This is a genomic window from Paenibacillus kobensis NBRC 15729, from assembly GCF_004000825.1.
Lineage (GTDB): Bacteria > Bacillota > Bacilli > Paenibacillales > Paenibacillaceae > Paenibacillus_T > Paenibacillus_T kobensis.
The window spans coordinates 17,424-34,576 of the sequence record NZ_BILZ01000013.1 but is presented as its reverse complement, the minus strand read 5'-3'; the positions used below and the strand labels follow the sequence as shown (position 1 = coordinate 34,576).

The 17,153-nt window shown below is 53.0% G+C and carries 14 protein-coding genes; 7 read left to right on the top strand and 7 right to left on the bottom strand.

Features of this window, described 5'->3' with window-relative positions; translation table 11 throughout:
* Positions 1 to 11 precede the first annotated feature (11 nt).
* The 6 genes from PKO01S_RS10315 to PKO01S_RS10290 all read right to left on the bottom strand — a co-directional run bounded on the left by PKO01S_RS10315 (position 12) and on the right by PKO01S_RS10290 (position 8,114).
* Complete coding sequence (locus PKO01S_RS10315) at positions 12 to 1,979, bottom strand: cache domain-containing sensor histidine kinase (protein WP_174818562.1); 1,968 nt, start codon at positions 1,977 to 1,979, stop codon at positions 12 to 14.
* A 163-nt stretch (positions 1,980 to 2,142) separates the two neighbouring features.
* A complete protein-coding gene (locus PKO01S_RS10310) occupies positions 2,143 to 3,021 on the bottom strand; it encodes a carbohydrate ABC transporter permease (RefSeq protein WP_127531259.1) in 879 nt (292 codons plus the stop codon).
* Positions 3,022 to 3,060: 39 nt separating this feature from the next.
* Positions 3,061 to 3,951 (bottom strand): carbohydrate ABC transporter permease, encoded by an 891-nt coding sequence (locus PKO01S_RS10305; RefSeq protein WP_127531258.1) that lies wholly within the window; start codon positions 3,949 to 3,951, stop codon positions 3,061 to 3,063.
* A gap of 142 nt (positions 3,952 to 4,093) precedes the next feature.
* Positions 4,094 to 5,428, bottom strand: a complete 1,335-nt coding sequence (locus PKO01S_RS10300) for an extracellular solute-binding protein (RefSeq protein ID WP_127531257.1) — start codon at positions 5,426 to 5,428, stop codon at positions 4,094 to 4,096.
* 241 nt (positions 5,429 to 5,669) lie between these two features.
* The gene (locus PKO01S_RS10295) at positions 5,670 to 6,986 is read right to left on the bottom strand and encodes a deoxyguanosinetriphosphate triphosphohydrolase family protein (protein ID WP_127531256.1); all 1,317 of its coding nucleotides are present in this window, start codon (positions 6,984 to 6,986) and stop codon (positions 5,670 to 5,672) included.
* A 177-nt stretch (positions 6,987 to 7,163) separates the two neighbouring features.
* Entirely contained in the window at positions 7,164 to 8,114 is a 951-nt protein-coding gene (locus tag PKO01S_RS10290) for an L-lactate dehydrogenase (RefSeq protein ID WP_127531255.1), read from the bottom strand.
* 264 nt (positions 8,115 to 8,378) lie between these two features.
* Between PKO01S_RS10290 and PKO01S_RS10285 the strand changes: the two genes are divergently transcribed.
* Positions 8,379 to 9,065: a response regulator transcription factor gene (locus tag PKO01S_RS10285; protein ID WP_127531254.1), complete on the top strand. Its 687-nt coding sequence runs from the start codon at positions 8,379 to 8,381 to the stop codon at positions 9,063 to 9,065.
* Entirely contained in the window at positions 9,062 to 10,825 is a 1,764-nt protein-coding gene (locus PKO01S_RS10280) for a sensor histidine kinase (RefSeq protein WP_127531253.1), read from the top strand. Before PKO01S_RS10285 ends, PKO01S_RS10280 begins: the two co-directional genes overlap by 4 nt.
* Positions 10,826 to 10,934: 109 nt before the next feature.
* On the opposite strand, the gene PKO01S_RS10275 is transcribed toward PKO01S_RS10280, so the two are convergent.
* Positions 10,935 to 11,084 (bottom strand): SGNH/GDSL hydrolase family protein, encoded by a 150-nt coding sequence (locus tag PKO01S_RS10275; RefSeq protein ID WP_127531252.1) that lies wholly within the window; start codon positions 11,082 to 11,084, stop codon positions 10,935 to 10,937.
* 246 nt (positions 11,085 to 11,330) lie between these two features.
* Between PKO01S_RS10275 and uxaC the strand changes: the two genes are divergently transcribed.
* The 5 genes from uxaC to cyoC all read left to right on the top strand — a co-directional run bounded on the left by uxaC (position 11,331) and on the right by cyoC (position 17,153).
* The gene (uxaC, locus tag PKO01S_RS10270; RefSeq protein WP_127531251.1) at positions 11,331 to 12,734 is read left to right on the top strand and encodes a glucuronate isomerase; all 1,404 of its coding nucleotides are present in this window, start codon (positions 11,331 to 11,333) and stop codon (positions 12,732 to 12,734) included.
* Between the two features lie 186 nt (positions 12,735 to 12,920).
* Positions 12,921 to 13,202 carry a hypothetical protein gene (locus PKO01S_RS10265; protein ID WP_127531250.1) on the top strand — a complete coding sequence of 94 codons (282 nt, stop codon included), beginning with the start codon at positions 12,921 to 12,923 and terminating at the stop codon, positions 13,200 to 13,202.
* 363 nt (positions 13,203 to 13,565) lie between these two features.
* Positions 13,566 to 14,447 carry a ubiquinol oxidase subunit II gene (cyoA, locus tag PKO01S_RS10260; RefSeq protein ID WP_127531249.1) on the top strand — a complete coding sequence of 294 codons (882 nt, stop codon included), beginning with the start codon at positions 13,566 to 13,568 and terminating at the stop codon, positions 14,445 to 14,447.
* Between the two features lie 115 nt (positions 14,448 to 14,562).
* Positions 14,563 to 16,536, top strand: a complete 1,974-nt coding sequence (locus PKO01S_RS10255) for a cbb3-type cytochrome c oxidase subunit I (protein WP_127531248.1) — start codon at positions 14,563 to 14,565, stop codon at positions 16,534 to 16,536.
* On the top strand, positions 16,536 to 17,153 hold the full coding sequence (cyoC, locus tag PKO01S_RS10250) for a cytochrome o ubiquinol oxidase subunit III (protein WP_127531247.1): 618 nt from the start codon (positions 16,536 to 16,538) through the stop codon (positions 17,151 to 17,153). Before PKO01S_RS10255 ends, cyoC begins: the two co-directional genes overlap by 1 nt.

The window sequence follows — 17,153 nt, the reverse complement described above, 5'->3', positions numbered from 1 at the left end:
TTCTTAAAAGGCTAGTCCGGCTGCCGTTCTATGACGGAGCGGGGCGGAAGCGGAAGCGTAACTCGAATGGTCGTACCTGCGCCTTGCTCGCTATGCACGGTTAATCCGTAGGATTCGCCGTGCATCAGAGCGAGCCGGTGATGAACGTTCGCGATGCCGATCCCTTTGCGCTTCGTGCTTGCGATGACATGCGGCGAGTTCGGATCCGTGCCATCCGGGTGCTGTCCGAGCGCCAATTGCAGCTGCGCCAGCGCATGCGGCTCGATGCCGACGCCGTTGTCGGCAATCGTAATATGGAGCCGCTGACCTTCCGCTTCTGCGTAAACACGAAGACGGCCAGGGCGGAGCGCAGGCTCAAGCCCGTGCTTGACGGCGTTCTCGATGATCGGCTGCAGCGTCATTTTCGGAATTTGAACGTCCATGAATTCGGGCTCTACTTCGATGTCGACCGTCAAACGGTCATCCAATCGTGCTTCGATAATCGTCAGATAATGTCGGATCAGCGCCAGCTCTTCTCCAAGCGTAGAATCGGAGCTCTCGTTCCAGTCGCTGCTGTAGCGGAACATATGCGATAACGATAATACGATCCGGGACAGCCGGTCGTTCTCTTGTTCGTCCAGCATCCAATAAATCATGTCGAGCGTGTTGTACAAAAAATGCGGATTGACTTGCGATTGCAGTGCCTGCAGCTGCGCCTGCTTCTCGCGCGCCGACGATTCCTTCTCGCGTGTAATGAGATCGTCCATCCGGTACACCATGTGGTTGAAGGAGGCGACCAGAATGTCGATCTCCTCATAGGACGATTTCGTATGAACCGAGCCGCGGAAGTTTCCGTTCTCGACCTGCCGCATCTCCTGAACGAGCCGCTTGAGCGGCAGCGTAATGGTACGGGCGATGAAGCTGGCAATAGCAATCGAGACGAGCAGCAGAATCGAAAGCACGAGTACGAAGTAATGTTTCGTCTGGTTGAACTCGACGTTCAAGTTGCTGTTCGGCGTCCGGCTAATGAAGGTCCAGTCGATTTTGTTCGCCATGGAAGCGACGACGAGCTCCTGCGGCCGCTGATCGAAGACGATATCGTTGTCATGCACTGTTCCATGGAGAGACAACAGCAGCTCCAGTGCATCCATGCTCGTTGGCGTGCTTGTCATACCGATATCGATGCCGGAATTGGCGGCTTCGATTGCTGCCACATGTGCAGAAGTCGTCTCGAACGTGCTCAGTTGTTCGGAGTCGTCCGCATGGAAGTTCCAAGGGACGTTGGCCGCCTCGGCCGGATCGTCGGATGCGAGCATTCTTCCGTCCTGCGACAAGATGAAGGCGTCGCTGTCCGGTCCAAGACGCATATTGACGAGCGCCGATGTGACTTGATTCGCATTCATCTGAACGAGCAGGATGCCAATCGGCTTGTGCTCGATTAGATCGTACATTAACCGGCCGTAGGCGAACACCGGCTGCTCGATGGTCTGGTCCGTCAGCGAATGCTTGAATAAGCCGAGCCAGACGATGCCGCCGTCCGACTTCTGAATCCGGTTGTACCATTCCCGGCTTGTGAAATAAGGTTCGACGGCGTTCGGATAATTGCCGTAGCTGTAAGCGGTACCGGAATTGGTGAAGACGTGAATCGAGATGATGTCGGAACGGGAATAGAACATGTTGCCGAGTATGTTCGTAATTGCTCGTTCATTAATAATGGCTAAAGCAGGGTTGTCCGTATGATTGTCGATCATGCGAAGCAATTCGGCGTTGGTAATAAGCGATTTGGACAAGCCGTTATAGCTGTCGAGCAGCAAGTCGTAGACATGCATCGTCTGCCGGACGTTCTTCTCCGCAATCTCGGTCACCTTATTGTGCAACTGATCCGTTGCTCGTTGGTAGTATAAGAAGGTGACGATCGACAACAGACCAATCATGCTGATGATCAGCAGAATAAATAACCGGTTCCGGAATGAACGAAAGCCGCGAGATATGCGAAACATGAAGGAAGCCCCCGCATGATACAAAATAATAAATACTTATTCCATCATACCACAATTATCGATAAGGAACGTTATGCCGGGAGGGAGGGAAAATACAACAAACCTCCGGGGCAGCGGGCCCTGAAGGTTTGTTAGGAGTTGTATGACGAGAAGGTGTTCGCGGTTAGCCTTTGACAGCGCCCGCAACCATGCCTTTCGTAATTTTTTCCGAGAGAACGAAGTACATGATGATGACCGGCAGTGCGCCGAGCACCAGGTAAGCGCCGATAGCGCCATAGTTGGACGAATACTGGCTGACGAAGCTGTTAACCCCGAACGGAAGCGTTTTGTACTTCGCGGAAGAGATGAACGTAGCAGCCAAGATGTACTCGTTCCAGATGTTGATGAACGTCAGAATACATACCGTCACGATCGGCGGAACCGAAATCGGGAGGATGATGCTGCGGAACGTCCGCATGATGCTTGCGCCGTCCATATGAGCCGATTCCTCGATCTCAAGCGGAATGGTGCGCATAAAGCCGCTAAGGATGAACACGGCGATTGGCGTCTGGTAAGCGATGTAAGGCAGAATGATCGACCAGCGCGTACCCATCAATCCCGGGATGTTCTTGAAGATCATCATGATCGGCAGCAACGTGGATTGGACCGGAATCATCATACCCATAAGGAAGATGAGCATGACGACAGGGCCGAGCTTCCACTTGAAACGCGTAATGGCGTAAGCCACCATGCTCGCCAGTACGATAACGCATACCATCGTGACGACGGTAACGAATACGCTGTTGTAGAGATACTGCCAATAGTGAGCTTCGATGGCTTGCTTGTAGTTGGTCCATTGAAGCGATTTAGGGAGAGCGAAGAATTTGCCTGACAATATTTCCTCATTGGATTTCAATGAGTACAGAACCAACCATAACAAAGGATACAGCTGCGTGACGAGCAGAATGCCGAGCAGCGTCAATACCGATATTCTAGCAATGGGTACTCGCTTGCGTGCCGGCTTAGCCAACGAGGCTGCTGACGAAGTAAGCGCCTGATTCATATAGACATTAACTCCTTTCGCGTTACATTCGGTTGCACGTTAGCCGATTTTTTTCTCGAGCTTATTGAATGCCGTATTGATAATGACGGTTGCGACGAGACATACGATGACCAGAATGATCGCGATCGCGCTGCCGTAACCGAATTTGGACGATGCGAACGACATGTTGTACATATGGGTAGCGATAACGTCTGTTGCGTGAGCAGGACCGCCGCCCGTCATAACCATGATCATGTCGAAGGATTGCAATGAACCGATAAAAGCAAGGATAATCGATATTTTGAAAATCGGGACGACCAGCGGGAACGTAATGTGCCAATCAGCTTTAAAGCCTTCCGCTCCATCGATCTTAGCCGCCTCGTAAATTTCCGTAGGGATGTTGGAGATACCTGTGAATTGAATAAGCAGATGGTAACCCAGGTACTGCCATAGAGCTACAAAGTAAAGAGCGTACATTGCGATATCCGGTTCCGTAAGCCATGAATGAGTCCAGCTGTGCAGCCCAAGGCTGTCAAGCGTTTGGTTGATCATACCGCCAAGCGATGCAGGGTTATAAATCGTTTTCCACAATTGACCAATAATTACAACGGACAAAATAACAGGAACGAAATACGCGGAAACAAAGAAATTCGGTTTGCGTACATAACGGTTTAAGAGCGTTGCAATAAGAAGCGCGACCGGAATCTCCAACATGGAGAATACGGCAAACAAAAGCGTGTGCTTAACAGCAGGCCAGAAAACTTTGTCATGATACAGAATGTTAACATAGTTGTCTAAACCGATATACTTCTTAACGCCGATGCCGTTCCAGTCGAACGTACTCGTGTACATACTGTAGAAGATTGGAACGAACACGAGGCAGACATACAGCAGTAGACACGGTAACACGAATAGTGCGATTGTCCGTGCAGGCACCTTTAGCGCATTCATTTAGTTCGCCTCCTTGAATCTTGAATCATTTGATACGGTTTGTTGCGATGATGAGTTTATAACATAGAGAAAGGGAGCGACAGGGCCGCTCCCTTTCGCTTGCATAGCGAACGGATCGATCAAATCTAAATGTGAAGCTAAATTATTTGTTCGAATCGTAAGCCGTTTGATGCTCTTTGCCTACCGAAGCGGAATCCACTTTTTGTACGAACAGGTTTTGGATGCTCGTCAAGTGAACTTGCGACGTTGCAGGGTTCATCGTGTTGTCGAACGAGAGGTCGCCGCCTTTAACTGCGCCTTTAATGCCTGCCACTTCCATTTGGAGCGGGGAGTAGCCAGCTGCTGCGAAGTCGCCGTCAACTTTTTGTGCAAGCGTAACTGCGTTCTTCTCGTCGAACGATACTTTAGGGAATTGCAGCATGAAGTAGTTCAGGAAGTCTTTCGTTGCTTCCACGTGCTTGCTGTTAGCCGAGATCGCGAATGCGGAGCCTGGAGCCAGCATGTACTCGTCTGTGTTGCCTTTGCCGTTAACCGTTGGGAACTTGAATACGCCTGCGTCCGGTCCGATAGTGGATTGGTCGATTGCGCCTGTTGCCCATGAACCCATGAAGTACATAGCGGATTTGCCCGTTTTGAACAGGTTCTCAGCTGCGTTGTAGTCCATCGACGTTGCACCGTCTTGGAATGCGCCAGCTTGAACGAGTTGTTGGAACGCGTCTACAGCTTCCGTGAATGCTGGATCGCTGAAGTTTTTCGAACCGTCAACTACGGATTGCAGGAAGCCTGGGCCGTTCGTGCGGAGCAAGATGTTCATGAACAGGAACGAACCCGTCCAAGTATCTTTCTCACCCATAACCATTGGCGTGATGCCTTTGTCTTTCAAAATTTTAACGTCTGCGAGCAGCTCTTCGAACGTCGTTGGAGGCGCTGCGATGCCTGCATCAGCAAACAGTTTTTTGTTGTAGAACATAACCGCCACGTTGTTGCCGTCTGGCAATGCGTATACGTTGTCGTTGAAGCTGTACCAGTTGAGGATACCCTCTTGGAACGTGTCTTTCAGACCGTTCTTGTCGAGCATGTCGTTCAGCGGAGCGAACAGGCCTGCGTCAACATAGTCTTTCATTTGCGCTGCTGGGTTAACGATCGTAATATCTGGAACTTCTTTGGAAGCTGCTTGCGTTTTCAGTTTTGCTTTTTGTTGGTCCGTGTTTAGCGAGTCGAGCTCGATTTTCACGTTTGTGTGTTCCGCTTCGTATTGCTTGACAATTTTATCAAGAATTTTCGCGGCTGGTGTCGATGGGTCTGGATAAATGTTTTGGAAGGTAATCGTTACGTTTTCAGCTTTAGGCGTTTCCGTTGTCGAACCGCCGTTCGACGTGTTCGTTTCGTTATCTTTCGAGTCGCTTCCGCATGCTGCGAGCGAAACCGTCAGCGCGCCTGCAAGGGCAACGCTCATCCATTTCGTGCTTTTACGCATTGAATTGATTCCCCCTTATTTGGTGTGACTCCATTATGCCCTGTAAGCCCTTCATACAACAATGTGCGAACTTAGGGATATAGGTTTGTATTTTCAAGGTCGTGTAGGGCGGTAGGCCCGCAATCAAGTTCCAATCCTCTGTAAATGTAGAATTTCATCGAACAACCTGTGCTATGCCTGGCATAAAAAGGGCCGGGGAGGCATGGCGCCCTCCCCGGCCCTGCGGACCGTGCAAACCTATTCAATCCATCTCGTAGATGGAGCCCGTCTTGCTGGCGTACAGCTCGTTATATACTTTGGAGGCGTACGAATCGGTCATACCCGATATATAATCAGCGATGAAACGGGGCCATTGCCAATGGGATTTATGTCGTTCGAAGCTTTCCGTCCAATCGGGAGGCAGAATGAGCCGGCCCCGTTCGGGATCGCGGAAGCTTTCCCACAGCCGCCGGATCATGATTTCGCTTCGCATTTGCAGCCGTTGAATTCGGAAATCCTTGATCAGCGTTACCCATGCGAGCTTCTTCAATATTTCCATCGTGCGGAGCAGTTCTAAGTCTTCTGCACCTTCCCGGACGAAGGTTACGCGCTTCCAGCCTTTTGCGGAATCGTCGATAATGCCGACGCGCCCGGCGAACGTGCTGACCCAGCGGGCCTTCATCTCGCGCCGGGTGCGGGAAGACTCCCGTTCGCACTGAATGTACAGCTCTTCCCATTGCTCCAGATAATCGTCCATTGCGCGGCGGCACATCGCCCTCATGTCGACCTCGTGCCAACGAAGATCACCATTGCCTTGATCGGCTGTAATCTCGTGGATCAAATTGTCAATAAGCCGATCGTCCTCGAAAAAGGTGCGGTTCATCTGGATCTTGCCGGCACGGATGCCGTCCTCGATATCATGTGTCGAATAGGCGATGTCGTCGCACAAGTCCATCAGCTGCGCTTCCAGCGTAGAGCATTCTTTGGGCATCGCCCATAAATCGCGGATATGGCTGATGCGAGCCCATTCCTCGCGGTAGACGCCTTTCAGCCGGCCTGGGTCGTCCAAGCAGAACGGATATTTATTCACACCGAGCAGGACGGAGGCGGTCAGATCGAGTCCGCTGCCGCTGCCTGCGCGTTTCTCGAGAAACATTAAGATCCGGTAATTTTGCGCGTTGCCTTCATACTTCATACCGTACTCTTCCGTGAGCAGCTGGTTCAGCACTTCTTCCCCTTTATGTCCGAACGGGGGATGGCCGAAATCGTGCGCCAGCGAGGCGCATTCGACGACAGTCGGATCGAGGAGCAGACCCGGATGCTCGCGCTTGGCGAGGAACGGATATTGCTTGCCGAGCCGCCGCGATACTTCGCGTGCAATCTGGGACACTTCGAGCGAATGCGTCAGGCGCGTTCGGTAGTAATCGCCGGACCCGGCGCCGAACACTTGCGATTTGCCTTGCAATCTGCGAAATGCCGGGGATTGGATGAGACGGGCGTAGTCCCGTTCGTATTCTTCTCTCTCTTCGCTGAACGTGCCGATTGCCGGTTCGTCCAGCCGCATTTTTCGCAAGTCCATAGAGCTTCGCCTCCTATTCCGATCCGTGCTGCGGCTTATGCATGGTCGTTTCAATCTTGATATTCATGTTGTTTACTTACTCTATGTTATTATTCATAACATTGTCAAAGGCAGGCCGAATAATAATCCGAACATTGACGAGCGGCACGGAAAGCGGTACAGCCACAAGGATGGGGGCTAAAGAGGAAGCGATGCTCCCGCCGACCGGATGACTTGGCACGAATTAGCGAACCGTGCCCGTTCAGGGGGAGTGAGATTCAGCTCGACCAGCTCGGCGATGCCCTTGCGCGTCAGTATAGCGGGCACGCCCGCACAGACGCCTCGCTCGCCATATTCGCCGTCAAGAACGGCCGAAACCGCTGTAATATTGAAATCGTCGTTCAGAATCGACCGGACGATATGCGCAATCGCGTTCGCGATGCCATAATGGGTCGAGCCCTTGTGCTGCAAAATCTCCCACCCGGCGTTGCGCGTCTTCAGCTCGATATCATCGAGATTGAGCTGGCTGAACCGCTGCGGGTGCTGGGCAAGGATGTCCATAATGGGCTTACCGCCGATCGTCACATGGGACCAGGCTGCGAACTGGGATTCGCCGTGCTCGCCAAGAACGTATCCGTGCACGCTGCGCGGATCGACCGGAAGGTATTCGGACAACAGCGTCTTAAGCCGGGAGGAGTCGATCGACGTGCCGGTGCCGATGACACGCTCGCGCGGCAGGCCGGACAGCTTCCATACCATATAAGTGACGACGTCGACGGGATTCGCGGCTGCGATGATCGTGCCGTCGAATCCGCAGGACATTAATGAAGGAATAAAAGTTTGATAGATCTCAAAGGCGCTATCGGTCATGTCGAGTCTCGAGCTGCCGGGTTTAGGGTAGGAGCCCGCGCATAGCACGACGATGTCGGCGTCGCTGCAATCGGCGCAGGAGCCGGCGAATATTTTGGTCCGGGTATAGGTGAAATCCATACAGTGCGACAGGTCCAGCGCTTGCGCGTAGGCACGATGCGGTGTCCGGCCGATCAGAATGATCTCGTCGCAGATCGATTGATTGATGAGCGAATAGGCGCAACTGGCGCCCACATGGCCGACCCCAACAATCGCAACTTTGCGTGTTTTGCTTCCCATACGCAATTCCCCGCTCTCTGGTTGCTATATGACAGTATATGAAAGGAGACGGCATTATTGTTATAGAAGTGTTATAAAAAATTACACCGGTTGGACGCAAGCGCACGGGACGAACATGCAGACGACATAAGATGGACGAACATTGGACTTCGGTGTTTAAATTGAATTTACATTCAATAAGCATAATGAAGGAAACAACGCGAAGTTCGGCAAAGAGGCAAGCGGCGGCGAGAAGGCCGGTGCCGGGGAAGGGAGAGCGGACGTATGGTGAATATATTGGTCGTGGATGACGATTCGTCGATCCGGAAGCTTGTCAGCCATTTCATGAAGGAAACGGGGTATATCGTAGAGGAGGCGGAGGATGGGGTAGATGCGCTCCGCCGGTTGGAATCGTTCAAGGCGGATCTCGTCATTCTCGACGTCATGATGCCGAATATGGACGGGTGGAAGTTATGCAGCGAGCTTCGCGAATATTATCCGGATATGCCGCTGCTGATGCTGACGGCGAAAGGGGATACGTCGCAGAAGGTGAAGGGCTTCGAGCTCGGAACGGACGACTACGTCGTGAAGCCGTTCGATGCGGAGGAATTGATCGCGAGGGTAAAAGCACTGCTTAAGCGGTATCGAATTGCAGTCTCGTCCACCGTGCAGATCGGCAACGTGACGCTGAACCGTCGCACATTCGAGACTGCTCTTGGCGAAGGTGCGATAGCGTTGCCGCCGAAGGAATTCGAGCTGCTGTTCAAGCTGGCCAGCTATCCCGGGCAGACGCTGCTTCGCGAGCAGTTGATCGAAGCGATCTGGGGCGTTGATTTCGACGGCAATGAACGGACGCTTGACGTGCATGTCAACCGGCTGCGCGAACGGTTCCCGGAGTCTGCGGCCGGATTTCGCATCGCAACGGTCAGAGGGCTTGGCTATAGGATGGAGCCCGGGACGGTGCAGGAATGAAAGGGATCGATCGGCTGACCCGATTCTACAGGCTTCGAATCGTTGGTGTATTTGTTTCGGTTATTACCATTGTGATGCTGACGTGGACGGGATTGTATTACGTCGCAGCCTACGTGACGGACGGCTTGAACCGGGATGATATGCGCGAAGAGCTGCGGTCCGACATGAGTCGCGCAGTCGAGCTGCTGGAAGCGGCAGACGTCCGGACAGACAGCAGCGGCGGCTCAGGAGCGGCATCGGGGGCGGATAATGCCAATGGCGCCGTTGACGGCGGGGAAGTGCAGTCCGGGCAGGTTGAACGGGCGTCGCGGTTGCTGCAAGCTTTTGCCGGTCAGAATGAAATTGCGCTGGCGATGCAGCAACCAGGAGGCGAGTGGATTTTATTCGGAGAGGGCAGCGACCGTCTTGCCGAATGGATGGGCGTTAGCCGAACGGCAGACTCCGGCGAACACGGTGTATGGACGGCAGCTAATGATAATGCGGATAATGCGAATGGAACGATCAGCCGTGCCGGCGGCGGTGCAACGGTTGGATCGGACGGAACGGAGAGTTCGGAGAGTGCCGGCGCTGTATCAACGGAACGATTTTCGTATCAGTGGTCGAATCCGTTCCACCCCCGCGTTACCGCACTGATTGCGGAAGTTCAGGGAGCAGAAGGTCAAGCGTATAAATTTGCTGTGGGCAAGCCGCTGGCCGCATGGAACAGTCATTATATGTATGCATTGGCTCCGCAACTGCTGTTCATGCTGTTGCTCATTGTCGTCTCTGCCGTTGCGGCACCGTGGCAGCACCAGATCATCGTTCTCCAGACGATGGTCGATGCGATGAAACGGATAGCGGCAGGCGACTTCTCGGTTGCCATCTCTCCGCACAGACGAATGGGCGAAATGACGATTATTGCCGAGGAGTTGTCCGATATGGCATCCGGGCTGAAAGAGCTCGAAGAAACGCGCCAACGGTTTATATCGGACGTATCTCACGAGCTGCAGTCACCGCTGACGTCGATTGCCGGCTTTGCCCGCGCCCTGCACAATGAGTCGCTGCCGCAGGAGACCCGGCATGATTATTTGAGCATGATCGAAGCTGAGAGCGGACGGCTCTCCAAGCTTAGTGACAGCTTGCTGAGGCTGACGATGCTCGAAGCCCGCCGGGGACTGGCGCAAGCCGAGCTCACGGTGTTTCCCTTGGATTTGCAATTGAAGCGGACGGCGCTAGCGGTGGAGCCATTATGGCTTGCGAAGCAGTTGGAGCTCGATATCGAAGTCGAGCCAGTCACTCTATCCGGAGATGAGGATGCGCTTCGGCAAGTGTGGACGAATCTGCTGCATAATGCGATCAAATTCACGCCGGAGCGGGGAACGATCCGCATCGGGCTGCGGCAGGAGCAAGAGGAAGCGGTTGTGGTCATTGCTGACACGGGCATCGGCATCGCTGCCGACGATTTGTCGCATGTATTCGAACGTTTCTATAAAGCGGATAAAGCGCGCACCAGCGCCAAAGGCGGCAGCGGACTCGGCCTGTCCATTGCTGCAACCATTGTCCGCCAGCATCAGGGCACCATCGCGGCAGACAGCAAGCCGGGAGAAGGGACGGTATTCACCGTGCGGCTCCCGCTCAAGCCGGAAGCGGCCGCACCGGCAGTTGTTCAGGAGAAGAAGCCGAAGAGGACTTTGCAGGAAGTGCATGATCAGCATAAGGAACGGAAGCTGCAGCGCTGGCTTGAGCATCTCGAGAAACGCAAGCAGCGCCGCGGGAAGTAGCTTCATGCAGCGGATCATCTGGTGGGAGTAGTGCTCTGCCAGCGTGCGCCGCGATTAATGAAGCGTAAAGTGTCAGTTACGAATCGAAAAGCACCGCTAACGCAGTTCGTTAGCGGTGCTGGTTATTTCGCGCGCTTATTTGTTGCAGTGTCTCCAGAAACGGCGCAATGCGCTGTGCAAGCAGTTGGTGGCCGACGTCATTCGGATGAAGGCCGTCCGGCATGTACCGGGCTTTCACGATCTGCAGCTTCGGCTGCATGCCGCTTAACCCACAAGCATATCGGGAGCATGCGCCGCTCAACTGCCCACGGCCACGGATTCCTTCAAAGTTACATCATTTCATTCATAATAGAACTGAATCGCTTACCCGCTGTGCATCAAGCATTGAATCTAAACGGGCGAAAGAGTAGGATAGGAAAGTGTAAGCCCATTCATCCGTCTACAAACAACGTTGTCTCACGCGCGCCGCGCGAACATTATAGTAAGAAGGGCGGTATCCTTTTTAATGAAGCCATTTATGAATGAACAATTTTTGCTCCGTACGGGGACGGCGGTTCGTCTCTATGAACAGTATGCGAAGGATCTACCGATCATTGACTATCACTGCCATCTTAGCCCGCAAGAGATCTACGAGAACAAGAAGTTCCGCAATCTGACCGACGCTTGGCTGTCGGGCGATCATTACAAATGGCGCGCCATGCGTGCTAATGGTGTAGAAGAGCATCTCATTACAGGCGGTGCGGACGATTACGACCGTTTCATGGCTTTTGCACGCACGGTGCCTATGGCCATCGGCAACCCGCTGTATCACTGGTCGCACCTGGAGCTTCAACGTTATTTCGGCGTGTATGACTTGATTAATGAACGCAATGCGCCATCGATCTGGGAGCGCGTCAACGCGCAGCTAGGCGAAGAAGGCTATGGGGCGCGCGATTTCATCCGCAAATCGAATGTTAAAGTGATCTGCACGACCGACGATCCAATCGATTCGCTGGAATGGCATATTAAATTGAAGCAAGACGAAACGTTCCGTGACGTGAAAGTGCTGCCTTCGTTCCGTCCGGACCGTGCGATCGAAGTGAACCGTGACGGCTTCGCCGATTATGTCGGTAAGCTAGCGGCAGTCAACGGCAAACCGATTGCATCCTATGACGAATTGTTGTCCGCGCTCGACGACCGGATCAACTTCTTCCACGAAGTCGGCTGCCGCGTAGCCGACCTTGCACTCGACAACATGATGTATGCAGATGTGACGAAGGAAGAAGCAGCCGGTATATTCGCAGCCGCGATGAGCGGTGAGAAAGTAAGCGCGGAAGCGGAAGCGAAATATAAGACGTTCACGCTCGTACATATCGGCAGCCGGTATGCAGAACATGGTTGGTCCAGCCAGTTCCATATCAACGCGAACCGCAACAACAACAAGCGGGCGTTCCGCGAGCTCGGACCGGATACCGGCTTCGACTCGATCAACGACAGTCCCGTTGCTTACGCTCTTACGAGGCTGCTGAGCGCGCTTGATGACAACAACAAGCTGCCGAAGACGATTCTATACTCGCTCAACCCGAACGATTACAACGCAATCGGTACGATCATGGGCAGCTTCCAAGGCGGCGGCACGCCAGGCAAAATTCAGTTCGGCTCCGCATGGTGGTTTAACGATACGAAGGACGGTATGCTGGTACAAATGAACACGCTGGCTAACTTCGGCTTGCTAAGCCGCTTCGTCGGCATGTTGACCGATTCGCGCAGCTTCCTGTCTTACACTCGCCATGAGTATTTCCGCCGTATTCTCTGCAATTTGATCGGTCAATGGGTCGAGGACGGCGAAGTTCCGAATGACGACGAGCTGCTGAGCACGGTTGTACGCGGTATTTGCTACGAGAATGCCGATCAATATTTCGGTTTCTAAGTGCGTCAATGAAGCACAGCCCCGGACATGCAAAATACGGGTTTCCAGAGCAGTAAGCGGCTGGAAAGCAGCTGGCAGCAACTTTTGTCCGAAGTTTGATCATTTTTTGAACAAAATATGAACAATTCTCTCGCGTTTGTGGTATACTATATTTGTAACCACTTACAAACGAGGAGCGTGTTCACCATGACGACGAAGACGACATCGATTACGAGCAGAATAATGACTGAACGCGGATTCCGGCCGCTCGTATGGATTATGACGATCGCCGCATGGGCCGCTTTGACAATTGGCGTTGTATTATGTCTGATGTATTTGCAGCCATTCAATGACCGTAACTGGGGTCTGATGATCGGAATCGGATTTCTGGTCGGCAGCGTACACATCTATGTCATCCGCACGGCGATTCATCTTGTCAATACAAGACGCGAGCAGTCGGATCACAACAATGACAATCACGACCAGTAACACCGGATTCGTTCAAAATTAAACAGAAATTGATGCAACCCCTCTTCGGAGGGGTTTTTTGTTGTCACAAATGCAGATAATAGGACGTGTCCATCGGATGAAGATTACGCCAAAATTCGTCCCATTGGGGCAGTAAACCGGCCAAAAGCCGTCCTCCCTGCACTTGAAAGGAAAGCTTAGCCTTCTCCGTGTCGATATGGTGAACTTTGTTTTACAGATTAGAGAATAATAATTGACGTATTTGCAAACAGGGGCGTAATCGGGTAATTGATCTGTTATCGTATGGATAGCAATTCGTGAATGACTCGGATGGAACCTCCGAACGGGGGGCGTTCGGGTGGGATGAAGGAGATGAAGACAAACATGCGATCGAAACTAACCAAGTATGGAATCGGGCTGCTGATGCTCATCATGACGGTTATGCTGTCTGGTTGCAGCTCGTCAATGATGGTTCTGGATCCGAAAGGGCCGATCGGTGCGGATCAGCGGGATTTGATTGTCATTTCAACGATTCTGTGTGCGGTCGTACTTGTGCCGGTCATCATACTGACGGCATGGATTGTATGGCGCTATCGGGATAAACCGGACAATAAGGCGGCATATAAGCCGACTTGGTCGCACAACACGAAAGCCGAGATTACATGGTGGGCTATTCCGATTATCGTAATCGGCGTGTTGGGTGTTATTACGGTCAAGTATACGTATGCGCTGGAGCCGTCCAAGCCGCTGGAATCGGATAAGAAGCCGCTCGTCATTCAAGCGACGTCGCTTGACTGGAAATGGCTGTTTACGTATCCGGAAGAAGGCATTGCTACGGTCAACTACATTAAAATCCCGGAAGATCGGCCGATTAAATTCCAATTGACGTCCGATGCGCCGATGAACTCGTTCTGGATTCCGCAGCTTGGGGGCCAGATGTATACGATGTCCGGCATGAACATGACGTTGTTCCTGCAAGCGGATGAGCCGGGCAGCTACTATGGATCAGGCGCGAACTTCAGTGGTCCGAACTTCGCGGACATGCGCTTCCAAGTGGATGCGACTAGTGATGATGACTTCAGCAAATGGGTATCGGAAGTCAAATCGGGTCCAACTGCATTGACGCTGGATGGTTATGAGAAGCTGGCGGAACCAAGTTCCTCGGCTGTGCAGACGTTCAACTCGTTCCCGGATGGGTTGTACGATAAGATCGTTAACAAGTATGTCGTCGGCGAAGGTCATCACCACGGCAGCGAAGAAAAATAACAGGCACTGTGTTGCAGCGCGCATCGCTACATTTCGAAGCGTGTCTCACGAATGCCTGCTCAGCAGTAACTAACAAACTATTAACCTATAGGGATAATGAAAGGAGGCGGCGACTATGTGGGGGAACTTAGAAAGTTTCTCGGATTTCTTCGTAACCGGTGACCCGCTCATTCTGGGCGCACAGGTTAGCATAGCGCTTGCCATGGTGGCGATCGTACTCGTCCTCACGATCTTCAAGAAGTGGGGATGGCTCTGGCGTGAATGGTTGACAACAGTTGACCATAAACGCGTCGGCATCATGTATATCATTGCTTCGATTATGATGTTGTTCCGCGGCGGCGTCGACGCGCTGCTCATGCGGGTACAGCTGGCCATGCCGGATACCAACTTCCTGCATGCCGAGCACTATAACGCCATCTTTACGACGCACGGCGTCATCATGATTCTGTTCATGGCGATGCCGCTTATGTTCGGTCTGTTCAATATCGCCGTACCGCTGCAGATCGGTGCGCGCGACGTCGCGTACCCGTTCTTAAACTCACTCAGCTTCTGGCTATTCTTCTTCGGCGCGATGCTATTCAACGTATCGTTCGTCATCGGCGGCTCGCCGGATGCCGGATGGGTCGCATATCCACCGCTGTCAGAGCTGTCGCACAGCCCGGGCGTCGGACAAAACTTCTACATCTGGGGCATTCAGATTTCCGGTATCGGCTCGCTCGCGACGGGTATCAACTTCGTCGTGACGATTCTGAAAATGCGCGCTCCTGGCATGAAGCTGATGAAGATGCCGATGTTCACTTGGTCGGTATTGTCCAGCTGCTTGATGATTCTGTTCGCCTTCCCGATCCTGACGGTGACGATGGCCCTCCTGTTCCTGGACCGGTTCATGGGTGCGCACTTCTTCACGCTTGATGCGGGCGGCAACCCGATGATGTACATCAACATGATTTGGATGTGGGGACATCCGGAAGTCTATATTGTCGTCGTACCGGCCTTCGGTATTTTCTCCGAGGTTGTGGCGACATTCTCCCGTAAAAAATTGTTCGGCTACACGTCCATGGTATTCGCCATGATCGGTATTGCCGTTATGTCCTTCTTCACTTGGGCCCACCACTTCTTCACAATGGGCTCAGGCGCGGACGTCAATGCGTTCTTCGCCGTTTCAACAATGATTATCGCCATACCGACCGGTGTCAAAATATTCAACTGGCTGTTCACGATGTTCCGCGGCCGTATCCGGTTCACAACGCCGATGATGTGGACGATCGCGTTCATTCCGTGCTTTGTCGTCGGCGGTATGACGGGCGTGCTGTTGTCGGTTGCACCGGCGGACTTCCAGTTCCATAACAGCTACTTCCTGATTGCGCACTTCCACCAAGTGCTTATCGGCGGTGTCGCATTCGGTTATTTCGCAGGTCTGTATTATTGGTGGCCAAAAATGTTCGGCTTCGCGCTCAACGAGCACCTCGGCAAATGGGCGTTCTGGCTGTGGAACATCGGCTTCTACGTCTGCTTCATGCCGCAGTACTTCCTGGGTCTCGATGGCATGACGCGCCGTCTGTACACGTATGACTTCGACATGGGTTGGGGACCGCTCAACATGATCTCGACGGTCGGCGGTTTCTTGATGGGAGCGGGCTTCCTGTTCCAAGTATGGCAAATCGCGCACAGCATTCGGTTCTTCAAACGGGCGAAGGGCGACCATTGGGACGGCCGTACGCTCGAGTGGTCGATTCCGTCGCCTGCGCCGCTGTATAACTTTGCAACTGAGCCAGTCGTTAACGATGTCGACGATTGGTGGGAGACGAAGCAGAAGCTGGCCAAAGGCGAGAAGTTGGCTCCGAAACCAGCGCTGCAGCCGATCCATATGCCGAAAAACTCGTCCATTCCGTTCATCATGTCGGTGTTCTGGTTCGGGGCAGGCTTCGGTTTCGTATGGGATTGGTTGTGGATGGCGATTCCGTCGATGGTCGGCGTAGCCGTCTGTATGATTGCCCGCTCGTTCACGTACGATGACGATTACTACATCCCAGTGGATGAAATCGAACGTACGGAGAAAGCAGCAGCATTGAAGGAGGCGTCGATCTAATGGCAAAACCAGCCTCGCAACATGCGGGCGGCCATCATGATCATGAGCATGGGCATCATGATTTGGAGTCGCTCAAAACATTAGGTTTCTGGATATTCCTGATGACGGACGTCATCATCTTCGGTTGTCTGTTCGCTGTCTACGTCGTCCTGCGCAACAATACGGCAGGCGGCCCGACGGCGGAAGAATTGTTCAAAATGCCGGGCGTCATCGCCGAAACGTTCATCCTGCTGACGAGCTCGTTCACGAGCGGGCTCGCGGTATTGATGATGCATGCCGGCAAGAAGAAGGCGCTTATCGGCTGGCTCGCCGTTACAGCTATTCTCGGTGCTGCGTTCATCACGCTCGAGGTAACGGAGTTTATCGATATGGTGCATGAAGGCGCGACGATCTCGACGAGCGGCTTCCTGTCTGGCTTCTTCACGCTCGTCGGCACGCACGGATTGCACGTTTCGATCGGTCTCGTCTGGATGGTCGGTCTTATGATTCAGCTTAGCAAACGCGGCATTACGCCGGTTACGAAGCGTAAAGTCGAAGTGCTCAGCCTGTACTGGCACTTCCTCGACGTCGTATGGATTTTCGTTCTGACGGTCGTTTACTTGATGGGGGTGATGTAA